16 protein-coding genes are annotated in these 15,467 nt (G+C 47.5%); 15 read left to right on the plus strand and 1 reads right to left on the minus strand.

Features of this window, described 5'->3' with window-relative positions; all coding sequences use genetic code 11:
* Positions 1-23: 23 nt before the first annotated feature.
* The 12 genes from thiS to DWY57_RS19035 all read left to right on the plus strand — a co-directional run bounded on the left by thiS (position 24) and on the right by DWY57_RS19035 (position 11,530).
* On the plus strand, positions 24-221 hold the full coding sequence (gene thiS, locus DWY57_RS18980; protein WP_117599738.1) for a sulfur carrier protein ThiS: 198 nt from the start codon (positions 24-26) through the stop codon (positions 219-221).
* Between the two features lie 5 nt (positions 222-226).
* Positions 227-910, plus strand: a complete 684-nt coding sequence (locus DWY57_RS18985; protein WP_117599611.1) for a thiamine phosphate synthase — start codon at positions 227-229, stop codon at positions 908-910.
* A gap of 10 nt (positions 911-920) precedes the next feature.
* A complete protein-coding gene (locus tag DWY57_RS18990; protein ID WP_117599610.1) occupies positions 921-1,697 on the plus strand; it encodes a thiazole synthase in 777 nt (258 codons plus the stop codon).
* Between the two features lie 13 nt (positions 1,698-1,710).
* Positions 1,711-3,393: a phosphomethylpyrimidine synthase ThiC gene (gene thiC, locus DWY57_RS18995; protein WP_119962268.1), complete on the plus strand. Its 1,683-nt coding sequence runs from the start codon at positions 1,711-1,713 to the stop codon at positions 3,391-3,393.
* A 20-nt stretch (positions 3,394-3,413) separates the two neighbouring features.
* The gene (gene thiH / locus DWY57_RS19000; RefSeq protein WP_117599608.1) at positions 3,414-4,547 is read left to right on the plus strand and encodes a 2-iminoacetate synthase ThiH; all 1,134 of its coding nucleotides are present in this window, start codon (positions 3,414-3,416) and stop codon (positions 4,545-4,547) included.
* A 35-nt stretch (positions 4,548-4,582) separates the two neighbouring features.
* On the plus strand, positions 4,583-5,278 hold the full coding sequence (locus DWY57_RS19005) for a HesA/MoeB/ThiF family protein (RefSeq protein WP_117599737.1): 696 nt from the start codon (positions 4,583-4,585) through the stop codon (positions 5,276-5,278).
* 18 nt (positions 5,279-5,296) lie between these two features.
* A complete protein-coding gene (locus DWY57_RS19010) occupies positions 5,297-5,893 on the plus strand; it encodes a thiamine phosphate synthase (RefSeq protein ID WP_117599607.1) in 597 nt (198 codons plus the stop codon).
* Positions 5,894-5,914: 21 nt separating this feature from the next.
* Positions 5,915-6,742 (plus strand): bifunctional hydroxymethylpyrimidine kinase/phosphomethylpyrimidine kinase, encoded by an 828-nt coding sequence (gene thiD / locus DWY57_RS19015; RefSeq protein WP_119962269.1) that lies wholly within the window; start codon positions 5,915-5,917, stop codon positions 6,740-6,742.
* Positions 6,743-7,004: 262 nt separating this feature from the next.
* Positions 7,005-8,126, plus strand: a complete 1,122-nt coding sequence (locus DWY57_RS19020) for a DUF362 domain-containing protein (protein WP_119962270.1) — start codon at positions 7,005-7,007, stop codon at positions 8,124-8,126.
* A 69-nt stretch (positions 8,127-8,195) separates the two neighbouring features.
* On the plus strand, positions 8,196-8,705 hold the full coding sequence (locus DWY57_RS19025; RefSeq protein ID WP_057087573.1) for a hypothetical protein: 510 nt from the start codon (positions 8,196-8,198) through the stop codon (positions 8,703-8,705).
* Between the two features lie 285 nt (positions 8,706-8,990).
* Positions 8,991-9,800 (plus strand): patatin-like phospholipase family protein, encoded by an 810-nt coding sequence (locus tag DWY57_RS19030; RefSeq protein WP_119962271.1) that lies wholly within the window; start codon positions 8,991-8,993, stop codon positions 9,798-9,800.
* A 32-nt stretch (positions 9,801-9,832) separates the two neighbouring features.
* Positions 9,833-11,530 carry an alpha-amylase family protein gene (locus DWY57_RS19035; protein WP_119962272.1) on the plus strand — a complete coding sequence of 566 codons (1,698 nt, stop codon included), beginning with the start codon at positions 9,833-9,835 and terminating at the stop codon, positions 11,528-11,530.
* A gap of 104 nt (positions 11,531-11,634) precedes the next feature.
* Here DWY57_RS19035 and DWY57_RS19040 read toward each other — a convergent pair whose 3' ends face one another.
* Positions 11,635-11,865 (minus strand): hypothetical protein, encoded by a 231-nt coding sequence (locus DWY57_RS19040; RefSeq protein ID WP_117599602.1) that lies wholly within the window; start codon positions 11,863-11,865, stop codon positions 11,635-11,637.
* 333 nt (positions 11,866-12,198) lie between these two features.
* Here DWY57_RS19040 and DWY57_RS19045 point away from each other — a divergent pair, with 333 nt between their 5' ends.
* Genes DWY57_RS19045 through DWY57_RS19055 form a run of 3 tightly spaced genes read left to right on the plus strand, consistent with a single transcriptional unit; the run spans position 12,199 to position 15,386 of the window.
* Positions 12,199-12,864 carry a DUF2461 domain-containing protein gene (locus DWY57_RS19045; RefSeq protein ID WP_117966448.1) on the plus strand — a complete coding sequence of 222 codons (666 nt, stop codon included), beginning with the start codon at positions 12,199-12,201 and terminating at the stop codon, positions 12,862-12,864.
* A 34-nt stretch (positions 12,865-12,898) separates the two neighbouring features.
* Complete coding sequence (locus tag DWY57_RS19050) at positions 12,899-13,345, plus strand: YhcH/YjgK/YiaL family protein (RefSeq protein ID WP_119962273.1); 447 nt, start codon at positions 12,899-12,901, stop codon at positions 13,343-13,345.
* Between the two features lie 31 nt (positions 13,346-13,376).
* Positions 13,377-15,386: an alpha amylase C-terminal domain-containing protein gene (locus DWY57_RS19055; protein WP_119962274.1), complete on the plus strand. Its 2,010-nt coding sequence runs from the start codon at positions 13,377-13,379 to the stop codon at positions 15,384-15,386.
* The last annotated feature ends 81 nt before the right edge of the window (positions 15,387-15,467 follow it).

Here is a 15,467-nt window from a genome sequence, read left to right on the forward strand (position 1 = left end):
TTTATTTCTTAATGAACAGAAAAATGAAAGTATTGGTCAACAACAAGGAAGTGAAAACCGGCGCCACTACCCTTTCACAACTTATCGAGGAACTTGCCCTACCGGTGCAAGGCATTGCCGTGGCCGTAGACAACCATATTGTATTTCGCACGGAATGGACAAAATGCGCCCTGAGGGAATACATGTCCATCATCATTATCAAAGCGGCTTGCGGAGGGTGAGGAAGATGAAGGACGAGAGGCTGAAAAACGGAGGAATGCAGTTCATCACGCACTATACGGAGCGATATTCGTACCTGGATGCTGCACGCATGGCTCTTGAGGGCGGTTGCCGCTGGGTGCAACTGCGCATGAAAGACACCCCGGTGGAAACGATAGAACCCGTAGCCTTAGAGGTGCAGGCCCTTTGCCGACAATACGGTGCGACCTTCATCATTGACGACCATGTGGAACTGGTAAAGAAGCTGCGTGCCGACGGCGTACATCTTGGAAAGAAAGACATGCCCATAGCCGACGCACGCCGGATTCTGGGCGCGGAGTACATTATAGGCGGTACCGCCAATACTTTTGAGGATGTACAGCAACACTACAAAGCTGGTGCCGACTACATAGGCTGCGGCCCTTTCCGCTACACCACCACCAAGAAGAACCTAAGCCCGATATTAGGATTGGAAGGCTATGCCGCCATCGTCAACCGGATGCGGGAGGAGAACGTATGCCTGCCCATGGTTGCCATCGGAGGAATTACCATTGCAGACATTCCCGCCATTATGCAGACGGGAGTCAGCGGAATTGCCCTATCCGGCACGGTGCTGCATGCCGATAGTCCGGCAGACGAGATGCGGAGAATCATTTCTTTAATAAAGAATGAAGAAGCAGGGGAAAAAGTAAAGAACGAAAAATTAATATAACACTACTGACATGGAAAAATTAGTGATTGCGGGACGTGAGTTCAACTCCCGCCTGTTTTTAGGAACCGGAAAGTTCCATTCCGACGAAGTGATGGAACAATCCATCTTGGCATCCGGCACGGAAATGGTGACGGTGGCAATGAAACGAATTGAACTGGACAATAAGGAAGATGATATGCTGGTGCATATACAACATCCCGGCATTCAGCTTCTGCCCAATACCTCCGGCGTGCGCAATGCCGAAGAAGCTGTTTTTGCCGCACAGATGGCGCGTGAGGCTTTTGGCACGAACTGGCTGAAACTGGAGATACACCCCGATCCCCGCTATCTGTTGCCGGATTCTGTGGAGACGTTGAAAGCCACGGAGGAACTGGTCAAATTGGGCTTCGTAGTACTGCCCTATTGTCAGGCAGACCCCACACTGTGCAAGAGACTGGAAGAGGCAGGTGCCGCCACCGTCATGCCGCTGGGTGCTCCTATCGGCACAAACAAAGGACTGCAGACAAGGGATTTCTTGAGGATAATCATTGAGCAAGCCAATATCCCCGTAGTGGTGGATGCCGGTATCGGCGCCCCGAGCCATGCGGCAGAGGCTATGGAAATGGGCGCGTCGGCTTGCCTGGTGAATACTGCCATTGCAGTGGCGGGCGACCCCGTGGCCATGGCGGTAGCGTTCAAGCAGGCTGTAGAGGCAGGACGCATGGCATACGAAGCAGGTCTGGGCGCACAAACCGATAATTTTGTTGCGGAAGCCAGCTCACCGCTGACGGCTTTTTTGAACCTATAAAACTGACAATGCAATGAAGCAGAAGATAAAATTCCCCCGTTCTGAGAAAGTATATTTGCCGGGTACCTTGTTTCCCGAATTGCGCGTAGCTATGCGCAAAGTGGAACAAGTGCCCAGTACGAACTTCATAGATGGAGAAAAGGTGATTACTCCGAACCCAGAAGTGTATGTGTATGATACCAGCGGACCGTTCAGCGACCCTGCCGTCGAAGTGGATTTAAAGAAAGGGCTGCCCCGCCTGCGCGAACCGTGGATACTGAAACGCGGCGATGTGGAGCAGCTTCCCGAAATAACGTCGGAGTACGGACGCATGCGCCGCGACGACAGGTCACTCGATTCTCTGCGCTTTGAGCACATCACCCTGCCCTACCGTGCCCTTCAAGGAAAATGCTGCACACAGATGTACTATGCTAAGCAAGGCATCATCACGCCTGAAATGGAGTATGTGGCGATTCGCGAGAACATGAACTGCGCGAAGCTGGGAATAGAGACACACATCACACCGGAATTTGTACGCCGGGAGATTGCCGCCGGACGTGCCCTGCTTCCTGCCAACATCAACCATCCCGAAGCAGAGCCGATGATTATAGGACGTAACTTCCTGGTGAAGATAAATACCAATATCGGAAACTCCGCCACCACCTCCGGCATTGAAGAAGAGGTGGAAAAGGCTTTGTGGAGTTGTAAATGGGGAGGCGACACGCTGATGGACCTCTCCACCGGGGAGAATATCCACGAAACGCGCGAATGGATTATCCGTAACTGTCCCGTTCCGGTAGGTACTGTCCCCATCTACCAGGCATTGGAGAAAGTGAACGGCAAGGTGGAGGACCTCACCTGGGAAATCTACCGCGACACCTTGATTGAACAATGCGAGCAGGGAGTGGACTACTTCACCATCCATGCCGGTATACGCCGCCATAATGTGCATCTGGCCGAGAAAAGGCTGTGCGGTATCGTGAGCCGTGGTGGCAGCATCATGAGCAAATGGTGCCTGGTGCACGACCGCGAGAGTTTCCTTTACGAACACTTTGATGACATTTGCGATATTCTGGCACAGTATGATGTGGCCATCTCTTTGGGAGACGGACTGCGTCCGGGGTCTACGCACGATGCCAACGATGAAGCGCAGTTTGCAGAACTCGACACGATGGGCGAGCTTGTGCTGCGTGCTTGGGACAAGAATGTGCAGGCTTTCATCGAAGGTCCCGGCCACGTGCCCATGCACAAGATTAAGGAGAATATGGAGCGCCAGATAGAAAAATGCCACGATGCGCCTTTCTATACGCTCGGCCCCATCGTGACGGACATCGCACCGGGTTACGACCATATTACGTCTGCCATCGGCGCGGCACAGATAGGTTGGCTGGGTACGGCCATGCTCTGTTATGTCACCCCAAAAGAGCATCTGGCGCTGCCCGATAAGGAGGATGTGCGTGTAGGTGTCATCACCTATAAGATAGCCGCCCATGCTGCCGACCTGGCAAAAGGGCATCCCGGAGCACAAGTGCGTGACAATGCACTGAGCAAAGCACGTTATGAATTCCGCTGGAAAGACCAGTTTGACTTGTCGCTCGACCCGGAACGTGCGTTCAGCTATTTCCATGCAGGGAAGCATGTGGATGGGGAGTATTGCACGATGTGCGGACCAAACTTCTGCGCAATGCGGTTGTCGAGAGAATTAAAAAAGAAATAAATGGGAATTGATAGAACACTATGTTTTCAGACGAATTAGAACATATATCCTGGGAGGAAACCACGGCACGCATCCATGCCAAGACAGATGCGGATGTACGCCGTGCCCTCTCCAAAGAACATTGTAATGTAGAGGACTTCATGGCCCTCATCTCACCCGCCGCTGCTCCCTATCTGGAGACGATGGCACGATTGAGCAAGAAATACACCGAGGCACGATTCGGGAAGACCATCTCCATGTTCGTGCCTCTTTACATCACGAATTCCTGCACCAACTCTTGCGTGTATTGCGGTTTCCATATCAGCAACCCCATGCCGCGTACCATACTGACGGAAGAAGAAATCGTGAACGAATACAAGGCCATCAAGAAGCTGGCACCTTTCGAGAATTTGCTGTTGGTGACGGGAGAAAATCCGGCCAAAGCAGGCGTGCCCTACATAGCCCGTGCACTAGACCTGGCAAAACCCTACTTCAGCAATCTGAAAATAGAAGTGATGCCCTTAAAGGCGGAAGAGTATGCAGAGCTGAAAGAGCACGGCATGAACGGTGTGATTTGTTTTCAGGAAACCTATCACAAAGCGAATTACAACATCTACCACCCCCGCGGCATGAAGTCCAAATTTGAATGGCGTGTCAACGGTTTCGACCGTATGGGGCAGGCGGGCGTCCATTCCATCGGCATGGGAGTGCTCATCGGTCTGGAGAAAGAATGGCGGACAGACATCACCATGATGGCTTATCACCTGCGCTATCTCCAGAAGCATTATTGGCAGACGAAATACAGCGTCAACTTCCCCCGTATGCGTCCTTCGGAGAATGGCGGCTTCCAGCCCAATGTTATCATGAGCGACCGCGAACTGGCACAAGTCACTTTTGCCATGCGTATCTTTGACCATGATGTGGACATCTCCTACTCCACCCGCGAGCCTGCCGATATACGCGACCATATGGCAACACTTGGTGTGACAACCATGAGCGCCGAAAGCAAGACCGAGCCGGGAGGATATTACAGCTATCCGCAAACGCTGGAACAGTTTCATGTCAGCGACGAGCGCAAGGCTGTGGAAGTGGACAAAGCGTTGAAACGCCTGGGGCGCGAACCGGTGTGGAAAGATTGGGATGCGAGTTTTGATTTGAAGGCTTTCAAGAGATGAGTGGCCGAATACAGAACCTTAATAATAATGAACAAATGAACCGATATGCCAGACAAACGTCCCTCCCTGAAATAGGCGAAGCCGGACAAGAGAAACTGCGTAATGCCAAGGTGTTGATAGTCGGTGTGGGAGGATTGGGTTCTCCCATTGCCCTCTATCTGGCGGGAGCAGGAGTCGGAACGCTGGGATTGGTGGACGATGACCAGGTCAGCATCAGTAATCTTCAACGTCAGGTTCTGTATGCTGAAGCTGACCTTGGGCAGCCTAAACCTCTATGTGGCGCCCGTAGAGTGCAGGGTTTGAACAGCGATGTAAACGTGGAAGCGTACCCCTTCCGTCTGGACAAGAAGAATGCCGGGGAACTGATAAGGAACTACGATATAGTGGTAGACGGGTGTGACAACTTCGCTACCCGCTACTTGCTGAATGACGTATGCAACGCTTGGGGAAAGCCCTACGTTTATGGTGCCATTCAAGGCTTTGAAGGCCAAGTGTCCGTCTTCTGCTACGGTGAAGGTGCGAAAAACTACCGTGACCTCTATCCGGATGAAGAAGGGACACTGCTCATGCCGTCTCCGGACAAATCGGTTATCGGCGTAACCCCTGCCATTGTGGGTAGCGTAGAAGCCAATGAAGTATTGAAACTGATTTGCGGCTACGGTGAACCCTTGGTTGGAAAGCTATGGACGATTGATTTAAGGACCATGCAGTCGTATATTTTCTCATTATAGACAAACATCCATAAAGATATGAAGCTGATAGTCATTACCACGCCGCAATTCTTTGAAGGAGAAGCAGCGGCAGTTACCTCCTTATTCCAAAACGGTTTGGAAATACTCCACCTGCGCAAGCCGGGAGCTTCGGCAGAGGAGATGGGGAATTTTCTTCAACAACTACCGATGGAATATATGCCGCGCATTGTCACGCATGAGCAATTCCAGCTGGCATCCGTTTTCGGTCTGAAAGGAATTCATCTGAACGGGCGCAATCCGCAGATACCGTCCGGATATAAGGGACACATCAGTTGTTCCTGCCACTCTCTTGAAGAAGTGTTGAAACATAAATCAGATTGTAACTATGTGTTCCTCAGTCCCATTTATGACAGTATATCCAAAGAAGGCTACTCTTCCGCTTACTCCTGCGATACCTTGAAGAAGGCACAGAAAGCTGGTATTATCGACTCCAACGTCATGGCATTGGGTGGCATCAGCCTGGAGCATCTTCCGGAAATAGCCGCTTTAGGTTTCGGAGGTGCCGTCCTGCTAGGAGACATCTGGCAGCAAGCGAAGGAAGATTTCATCCCCCACTTCCTCCACCTGAAACAGCTCTCCTCCCCCCTTCTTTAATTTTTAATTTTTAATTATCTCATGCTTCCCCCTATTATCCTTTCCATTGCTGGTTCCGACTGTTCGGGCGGTGCAGGCATACAAGCAGACATAAAGACCATTTCCGCTTTGGAAGGTTATGCCGCTTCCGTCATCACGGCTGTTACTGCACAAAACACACTGGGAGTACAATCGGTTTATCCGATACCTGCGGATATGGTTAAAGCACAAATCACCTCTGTTATGGATGATTTAAGGCCGGATGCCGTCAAGATAGGTATGGTACATGATGCCAGTATTGTGACCGCCATTGTCGATTGTCTTCAGACTTATACTCCGGAGTGTATAGTCTATGACCCCGTCATGATATCGACCAGTGGACGGCGACTGATGACCGAAGAAACTATACAAGTCATTAAGGCGGAACTGTTTCCGCTATGCACCCTCATTACTCCCAACCTGAATGAAGCAAGCCTGCTGTGGGGGCAAACCATTGCCGGCACTGTAGAGATGCAGCAAGCGGCACGGGAATTATCCTGCAGATACAACACCGCTGTCCTCGTCAAAGGCGGACATCTGGAGGGCAATGACATGTGCGACGTGCTTTATTGCCGGCAACCTTCTGCCGGGGCTGACGTCCTGCCATCCGGATGCATCCTCTATTCCAACCCCAAAATAGAGAGCCGTAACCTGCACGGCACGGGGTGTACCCTTTCCTCTGCCATAGCTACATTTCTTGCCGGTGGCAGCAAACCCGATGAAGCGGTCCGCAAGGCTAAAGAGTATATCAGTATTGCGATAAATCAGGGGAAAAACATGGATATAGGACACGGAAACGGTCCGTTATGGCACTTTCCTTTATCGGAATAAGAGCTCGTCGAAACGCATTATCTGTTTACCCTAAACGCATTATCTGTCAGCCTCCGATACATCATGTGTTTGGCACCAACGGACAATGCGTTCTGACAAGCCTGCTCCTTAGTAGCGTATGCCCAAAATGTTCCTGGCATCGTCTTTCTTGAACAGTGAATCAATGACGTCTAAAATCCCTACTTTTTTTAGCCATATACCTATTAATATGAAATAATCTGTTATTTTTGCAGATACTATCACAATAAATAGGTAAAAACACATGGAAAAAGCAAAAGTATACTACTCTGACTTGCGTACCTCCCCTACATCCAATCTTTTGGATAAAATGGAACGCTTGCTGAGAAGGGCAGGCATCGAGCAACTTCCTTTGAAAGATAGCTTTGCTGCCATTAAAATCCATTTCGGCGAACCCGGTAACCTGGCATACTTACGTCCCAATTATGCAGCTCGAATGGCAACCCTGCTTCGCAGCCTGGGAGCCAAACCTTTCTTGACGGACTGCAACACGCTGTATTCCGGTCGTCGTGCCAATGCCGTAGACCACTTGCAAAGTGCGATGGAGAATGGCTTTAACCCTATCTCGGCCCAGTGCCAGGTCATTATCGGCGACGGGCTGAAAGGAACGGACTACCGCGAAATCCCTCTGAACGGGGAATATTGTCCGGCACCCAAAATCGGTACAGCGATAGCCGACGCCGATATTGTAATCAGTATGAACCACTTCAAGGGACACGAACAAGCCGGTTTCGGCGGCGCCTTGAAGAATCTGGGTATGGGATGTGCCAGCGTAGGCGGAAAGCTGGAACTGCACTGCGCCTCGCAACCCAAGATTGACGTAGAAAACTGCATAGGCTGCAACATCTGCGTGAAACACTGCGCACACGACGCCGTGCACCTCAATGCAAGCCGCAAGGCAGAAATAGACTACGCCAAATGCGTAGGTTGCGGACAGTGCGTAGCCCTCTGCCAGCACGACGGTGCCGTGATGGGAGCCGAAGATACTTCCGAGCGCCTGAACTACAAGATTGCGGAATATGCCCTCGCTGTCGTTATGGGCAAGCCCCATTTCCACATCAGCTTCATCATGAACGTATCTCCCGAATGCGACTGCTGGAACCACAACGATGCCGCCATCGTGCCCGACCTCGGCATTCTGGCTTCGGCAGACCCGGTTGCACTGGACAAGGCATGTGCAGATATGGTCATCCAAGCCCCGATACTGCACGGTAACAATTGCCTTGCCACGGCACACGAACACGATGACTTGTGTGGATGCGACAAGTTCCACTTGATGCACCCCGACACGGACTGGCTTGCCGGGTTGCGCCATGCCGAGAAAATCGGATTGGGAACCATGAAATATGAATTGGTGAAGATTTGACTAAACCTTTTCTGTCTTAAACAGTCATATTAAAAATAGATTTATCAATTAATGCATAATATTATACAAATGGAAACATCTGCAAAACTTTATTCCCTGCCTTTCGGCAACGTAAAGACCTATCTATTCGTCCTGCTGTTCGTGGCAGGAAACATCGCCTTGCCGCAACTCTGCCATCTGGTCCCGGCAGGCGGTCCGACGTTGCTTCCCATCTATTTCTTTACACTGATAGCTGCTTATAAATATGGTTTCAAGGTAGGTCTGCTGACGGCTCTCTTGTCTCCGGTCATCAATCATCTGCTTTTTGCCATGCCTGCAGCAGCCGTGTTGCCGGCCATACTTATAAAGTCCGGTCTGCTGGCCGGAACCGCCGCTCTTGCTGCACGCTATGCCAAGAATATCTCTTTATTGGCATTGCTGGGTGTAGTCCTCTCCTATCAAATTATCGGTACGGTCTTTGAATGGGCGTTGTGCGGTAATTTCTTTCTGGCTGTGCAAGATTTCCGTATGGGCATTCCGGGCATGCTGATTCAGTGGTTCGGAGGATATGCACTGCTGAAAGCAATCGCAAAGAAATAAACGTATATTCTCAAACAGTATCCCTTAATCCTAAAACTTTGTTCGCACACTGCGGATACATATCCCCAGTTTGCGGATGTCTATCCCAAGGCTTGGGATAGACATCCGCAAACCATAAACAAAGTTTTTTCTTAACTGATAAAAACTTTTTCCCTAACTAAGAAAAACTTTCTCCTTAATAGAGAAGACTTTTCTCTTAATACTTTGAACTTTTTTCCGCTATTTTCCTTTCTCCCTACAATAAAATCATTAATTTCGTGCCGAACAATATATCATATTTTCAACATGGAAGTAGTAACGAACAACTGGTTCACTAAAAAATATCCAATAGGTTTTGCCTTAAGCGGCGGTTTCATCAAAGGCTTTGCCCATTTGGGTGCCATGCAATCCTTATTGGAACATGACATAAAGCCCAATATACTTTCCGGAGTCAGCGCCGGAGCCTTGGCCGGGGTATTCTACGCCGACGGCAATGAACCGCATAAAGTTCTTGACTACTTTGCCGGGCACAAGTTTCAGGACCTGACCAAACTGGTGATTCCCAAAGTCGGATTGTTTGAATTGGGAGAATTCATCGATTTCCTGAAAAGCAATCTGAAATCCAAGAAACTGGAAGAACTGCAAATCCCTCTGATTATTACAGCTACTGACCTGGACCACGGACGCCTGGTACATTTCCATAAAGGGGACATTGCCGAACGCGTAGCAGCTTCGTGTTGCATGCCGGTATTGTTTGCCCCGGTCAATATAGACGGCACCCATTACGTGGACGGAGGTCTGCTGATGAACCTGCCTGTCTCTACCCTCCGCCGTATATGCGAAAAAGTGATTGCCGTGAATGTCAGCCCTCTGATGGCGACCAAGTATAAAATGAACATTGTGAGCATTGCCTTACGCTCCTATCACTTTATGTTCCGCTCCAACTCTTTTCCTGAACGCGAGAAGGCTGATTTGCTGATAGAACCTTATAACTTGGAGGGATACAGCAATACAGAGTTGGAAAAGGCGGAGGAGATATTCATGCAGGGATATAATACGACCAATGATATATTGGAACGTCTGCTCATAGACAAAGGCAGCATTTGGAAAGAATAAAATAACCATTCTATAACATAGAAAACAAAGAAATGAACGACGAAAACAAATTGATTATTTATCAAGTGTTCACCCGACTATTCGGAAACAACAATAACCACTGCATCAATAATGGCAGCATCACCGAAAATGGATGCGGCAAGATGGCTGACTTTACAGCCAAAGCGTTGGGAGAAATCAAGAAACTTGGCGCTACACATATATGGTACACGGGCATCATCGAGCATGCTACGCAAACTGACTACCGCCGTCACAATATCCAACCCGACCATCCGGCCATTGTGAAAGGTAAAGCCGGATCTCCCTATGCCATCAAGGACTACTATGATGTCGATCCGGATCTCGCCAAGGACGTACCGGAGCGTATGAGAGAGTTTGAGAATCTGGTGCAGCGCACTCACCGTAGCGGTCTGAAGGTTATCATAGATTTTGTTCCCAACCACGTAGCCCGTCAATATCACTCGGATGCCCAGCCGGATGGCACTTCACAACTGGGTTCAAACGATGATACCAATTATGCGTTCAGCCCATATAATAACTTCTATTATATCCCGAAATCGGAACTGCATGGCCAATTTGACATGAAAGGTGCAGCCGCCGAACCTTATAGGGAGTTTCCGGCAAAAGCTACCGGAAACAACCGTTTTGACGCTTATCCAAACATCACCGATTGGTACGAAACTATAAAGTTGAATTATGGAGTGGATTATCAGAACGGCGGGACTTGCCATTTCGACCCCATTCCCGACACATGGACCAAGATGCTGGATATCATGCTGTTCTGGGCGGGAAAGAATATAGACGGTTTCCGTTGCGATATGGCCGAAATGGTTCCCGTAGAGTTCTGGGAATGGGCAATTCCGCAGGTCAAGGAGCAATATCCCTCCCTGCTGTTTATAGCCGAAGTCTATAACCCGGGAGAATACAAGAATTACTTGTTCCGTGGCAAGTTTGATTATTTATACGACAAAGTAGGACTTTATGATACCTTGCGGGCTGTTACTTGCGGGTATGAATCGGCAACTGCCATCACCCGTTCCTGGCAAAGTCTGGGAGGTATAGAAAAACGCATGCTGAACTTTCTGGAAAACCATGACGAGCAACGTATCGCTTCCGACTTTTTTGCCAGTAACCCACGCAAGGCGATTCCGGCACTCATTGTGTCAGCTTGCATGAACACCAATCCGATGATGATTTATTTCGGTCAGGAGTTTGGTGAGCTGGGCATGGATAGCGAAGGTTTCAGCGGCCGGGACGGACGTACAACCATCTTTGACTATTGGAGTGTAGATACCATCCGCCGTTGGCGCAATGACGGCAAGTTCGACGGCAAGATGCTGACGGAGGACCAGAAACACCTATACAGCATTTATAAACGGCTGCTGACTCTTTGCAATGAAGAAAAGGCCATCTCTCAGGGGGCTTTCTTCGACTTGATGTATGCCAATGTCAACGGATGGCGCTTTAATGAACATAAGCAATATACATTCCTGCGCAAATTTGAGAGAGACCTGCTGCTGTTCGTCGTGAACTTCGACCATATCTCGGCAGACCTTGCCATAAATATTCCTTCCCATGCTTTTGACTTCCTACAAATACCGCAGATGGACCAGTACAAAGCTACGGAGCTGCTCAGCGGAAAAGAAGAAAACATAAGTCTGCTTCCCTATAAGGCTACTAATGTGGCCGTCGAAGGATATGGAGGAAAGATACTTAAGATAAAGCTATAACGGAGTCACAACTCAGGTGATTTATTAGGTTTGGCACTAATTATGCAGAACAACACGGATTTCTTAATCGCTTCGCGGCTTTCCGCATAATCAGTGCCAAGTCTTTATTGGTTCTCTTCCATATATTCCTTCAGTCGATATAGCCGCGTGATGGCAGGATTATAAAAATCATCAGGATAATGTGCATCTATATCACTGAGGTTAGCTTGCACAAAACGTTTCACATCCACTATGTTCTCAGCATCAGACAATGTTACACTTTGAGGGAAAGATGTGCTCTTTGCCCAATCTATCAGCGCTTTAACGCTATCTTCATCAAATTTATATTCGGCCATATTCTACATTTTTTCTTGCAAAGATAGTGCAAACTGGATGCAGAATAAAATGACCCACCCATTTTTTATGCTAAAGTTATCCTCATCTGCATGAACAAAATCTCGATTTGTTGTGTTATATAAATGTGTTTTTCATAGTATTAGATATAAGATTAATTAAAAGAGACGTACCCGCTTGTGATAAGTAAGTACATCAAAAACAGAAGCGTCTGTTTGATTGATAAATGTGTAAGGAGCATCGGTTTACCAGAGCCGATGCTTTTTTTACCCTTCTTTGTAGCATGTTAGAAATATTATCCGTAAATTTGGCAGATAATAAGGAAAGAATATGATATGAATATCCCTGTTATATTTCAATTTTTGAAAGAACTGTCTGCAAACAACAATCGTGAATGGTTCAATTCTCACCGGGAACAGTATGAAGTAGCCCGCAGCGAGTTTGAAAACTTGCTTACAGTAATTATCTCCCGTATCTCTTTGTTTGATGAAAGCATCCGTGGCATAGAAGCAAAGGACTGTACATACCGTATTTATCGTGATACACGCTTTTCCGAAGATAAAACTCCCTACAAGACACATCTGGGAGGATATATCAATGCGAAAGGAAAGAAATCCGACCATTGTGGCTATTACGTGCATCTGGAACCGGGAAACTGCCTGTTGGCCGGTGGAAGTTATTGTCCTCCCTCGCCCTTGTTAAGAGCTCTGCGACAAGCAGTATACGATAATATGGATGAATTTCGTAGCATAGTGGAAGATCCCGCTTTCAAGCAATACTTCCCCATCATCGGAGAGAATTTTCTAAAAACAGCTCCAAAAGGATTTCCAAAGGACTATCCCTATCTGAAATACCTTCAGTGTAAAGAGTATACGGTTGCCTGCTGCCAGCCGGACAGCTTCTTTCTTGCTCCAGACTTTTTGGATCGTACAGACGACATCTTCAAGCAGATGAAGCGTTTTTCTGATTTTGTGAATTACACCATAGACGACTTTGAATAATTTACCTATATAACTAACTTAAAACATTTGAATTATGGTTGTAGACAGACTTGAAAACATAGAAAAATATACTTTGCTGCATCCTCTGTTTGAGCAGGCCATTGATTTTTTAAAATCACATGATTTGCACTCTTTGGAAATCGGCAAGACCGAACTGAAAGGAAAGGACTTGTTGGTCAATGTGGCTCAGACAAATCCAAAAGAAAAAGAGAATGCCAAACTGGAAACTCATAAAGACTATATTGACATTCAAATACCTTTGTCCGGTACGGAGATAATAGGTTATACCGCCGCCCAAGACTGCCTTCCGGTTGATGCTCCTTACAATGCGGAAAAAGACATCACTTTTTTTGAAGGACTGGCAGAGAGCTATATTGCAGTGAAGCCCGGAATGTTTGCTATCTTTTTCCCTCGGGACGGGCATGCTCCGGGTATTACTCCTGACGGTGTAAAAAAAGTAATTGTGAAAGTTAAAGCGTAAATTTATCAAATATCCAAAACTCATCCTCTATATGGAAACATTGAATTTAATCAAGAATGACCCATGGCTGGAACCTTTTGCCGATGCCATCAACGGACGTCATCAACATGCCATAGACAAAGAACTAGAACTGACCAATAAAGGAAAGTTAACCTTATCTGATTTCGCATCCGGATACCTCTATTTCGGTCTGCATCGTACTGACGACGGCTGGGTTTTCCGCGAATGGGCGCCTAACGCAACCCAAATCTTTATAGTCGGAACTTTTAACGGTTGGAAGGAAGAAAAGAAATACAGCCTGAAACGCAAGGCAAACGGCAATTGGGAAATCAAGCTTCCTGCTGATGCTGTGAAACACGGTGACTTGTACAAGCTGATGGTACATTGGGACGGCGGTTGCGGTGAGCGCATTCCTGCATGGGCTACACGTGTCGTACAAGACGAACAGACTAAAATATTCAGTGCCCAAGTTTGGGTTCCGGAGAAACCCTATAAAATGAAGAAGCGGGTTTTCAAGCCGTCTACAGATCCTTTGTTGATATATGAATGCCATATCGGTATGTCTCAGCAGGAGGAAAAGGTCGGTAGCTATAAGGAATTTCAAGAAAAGATTCTTCCACGTATCGCCCAAGAAGGCTACAACTGCATACAGATTATGGCTATCCAGGAACATCCCTATTATGGTAGCTTCGGATACCATGTTTCCAGTTTCTTTGCCGCTTCTTCCCGCTTTGGTACTCCGGAAGAACTGAAAGAACTGATTGATACAGCCCATAGCATGGGGATTGCGGTTATCATGGATATTGTCCATTCACACGCTGTGAAGAATGAAGTGGAAGGCTTGGGTAACTTTGCCGGTGATCCTAATCAATATTTCTATCCCGGTGGACGTCGGGAACACCCGGCTTGGGATTCACTTTGCTTTGATTACGGCAAGAACGAAGTTATTCATTTCCTGCTTTCTAACTGTAAATTTTGGTTGGAAGAATATCATTTCGACGGCTTCCGCTTTGACGGAGTGACTTCCATGCTATATTATAGCCATGGTTTGGGAGAAGCATTCTGTAATTACGGAGATTACTTCAACGGACATCAAGACGACAATGCCATTTGTTATCTGACACTTGCCAACAGGCTTATCCATCAAGTCAATGCCAAAGCCATTACTATTGCCGAAGAAGTATCGGGAATGCCCGGACTGGCGGCAAAATATGAAGATGGCGGCTACGGATTTGATTACCGTATGGCCATGAATATTCCCGATTATTGGATTAAGACAATCAAGGAGAAAATAGATGAGGACTGGAAGCCATCCAGCATGTTCTGGGAAGTGACCAACCGCCGCAAAGATGAAAAGACCATCTCCTATGCGGAAAGCCATGACCAAGCTTTGGTGGGTGACAAAACCATCATTTTCCGCTTGATTGATGCGGATATGTACTGGCACATGCAGAAAGGAGACGAAAACTATACCGTAAATCGCGGCATTTCTCTCCATAAAATGATACGTTTACTGACTGCGACTACTATCAACGGCGGTTATCTTAACTTTATGGGCAATGAATTCGGACATCCGGAATGGATTGACTTCCCCCGTGAAGGTAACGGTTGGTCATGTAAATATGCCCGCCGTCAATGGGATTTGGTGGACAACAAGAATCTGGCATATCATTATATGGGTGACTTTGATGCTGCCATGTTGGTAGTTGTAAAAAGCATAAAGAACTTCCAGGCTACTCCGGTCCAAGAAATATGGCATAATGACGGTGACCAGGTATTGGCCTATATGCGCAAGGACTTGATTTTTGTATTCAACTTCAACCCTAAGCAGTCTTTTACTGATTACGGTTTCTTGGTTCCTGCCGGAACTTATGAAGTTATTTTGAATACAGATAATCCAGATTATGGCGGTAATGGTTTAACGGATGATACCATCAAACATTTTACCATTCACGACCCGCTTTACAAAAAAGACAAGAAGGAGTGGCTGAAGCTTTACATACCGGCACGTACAGCTGTTGTACTGAGAAGAACTAAATAATCATTTTATAACATTAAAAAAGGAGGTTGTGTCAAAACGTTGGCACAACCTCTTTTATATTTTAAGTTCTGCTATATTTTC

This window comes from Bacteroides sp. AF25-5LB (assembly GCF_003602965.1).
Taxonomy (GTDB): Bacteria; Bacteroidota; Bacteroidia; order Bacteroidales; family Bacteroidaceae; genus Bacteroides; species Bacteroides uniformis.

What these genes read in the sequence shown, in the direction of transcription:
- thiS (WP_117599738.1), top strand. Translation starts at nt 24, where the DNA reads ATGAAAGTATTGGTCAACAACAAGGAAGTGAAAACCGGCGCCACTACC.
- DWY57_RS19005 (WP_117599737.1), top strand. Translation starts at nt 4,583, where the DNA reads ATGAACCGATATGCCAGACAAACGTCCCTCCCTGAAATAGGCGAAGCC.
- DWY57_RS19050 (WP_119962273.1), top strand. Translation starts at nt 12,899, where the DNA reads ATGGTTGTAGACAGACTTGAAAACATAGAAAAATATACTTTGCTGCAT.
- thiC (WP_119962268.1), top strand. Translation starts at nt 1,711, where the DNA reads ATGAAGCAGAAGATAAAATTCCCCCGTTCTGAGAAAGTATATTTGCCG.
- DWY57_RS18990 (WP_117599610.1), top strand. Translation starts at nt 921, where the DNA reads ATGGAAAAATTAGTGATTGCGGGACGTGAGTTCAACTCCCGCCTGTTT.
- DWY57_RS18985 (WP_117599611.1), top strand. Translation starts at nt 227, where the DNA reads ATGAAGGACGAGAGGCTGAAAAACGGAGGAATGCAGTTCATCACGCAC.
- DWY57_RS19025 (WP_057087573.1), top strand. Translation starts at nt 8,196, where the DNA reads ATGGAAACATCTGCAAAACTTTATTCCCTGCCTTTCGGCAACGTAAAG.
- DWY57_RS19055 (WP_119962274.1), top strand. Translation starts at nt 13,377, where the DNA reads ATGGAAACATTGAATTTAATCAAGAATGACCCATGGCTGGAACCTTTT.
- thiH (WP_117599608.1), top strand. Translation starts at nt 3,414, where the DNA reads ATGTTTTCAGACGAATTAGAACATATATCCTGGGAGGAAACCACGGCA.
- DWY57_RS19030 (WP_119962271.1), top strand. Translation starts at nt 8,991, where the DNA reads ATGGAAGTAGTAACGAACAACTGGTTCACTAAAAAATATCCAATAGGT.
- thiD (WP_119962269.1), top strand. Translation starts at nt 5,915, where the DNA reads ATGCTTCCCCCTATTATCCTTTCCATTGCTGGTTCCGACTGTTCGGGC.
- DWY57_RS19035 (WP_119962272.1), top strand. Translation starts at nt 9,833, where the DNA reads ATGAACGACGAAAACAAATTGATTATTTATCAAGTGTTCACCCGACTA.
- DWY57_RS19010 (WP_117599607.1), top strand. Translation starts at nt 5,297, where the DNA reads ATGAAGCTGATAGTCATTACCACGCCGCAATTCTTTGAAGGAGAAGCA.
- DWY57_RS19040 (WP_117599602.1), bottom strand. Translation starts at nt 11,865, where the DNA reads ATGGCCGAATATAAATTTGATGAAGATAGCGTTAAAGCGCTGATAGAT.
- DWY57_RS19045 (WP_117966448.1), top strand. Translation starts at nt 12,199, where the DNA reads ATGAATATCCCTGTTATATTTCAATTTTTGAAAGAACTGTCTGCAAAC.
- DWY57_RS19020 (WP_119962270.1), top strand. Translation starts at nt 7,005, where the DNA reads ATGGAAAAAGCAAAAGTATACTACTCTGACTTGCGTACCTCCCCTACA.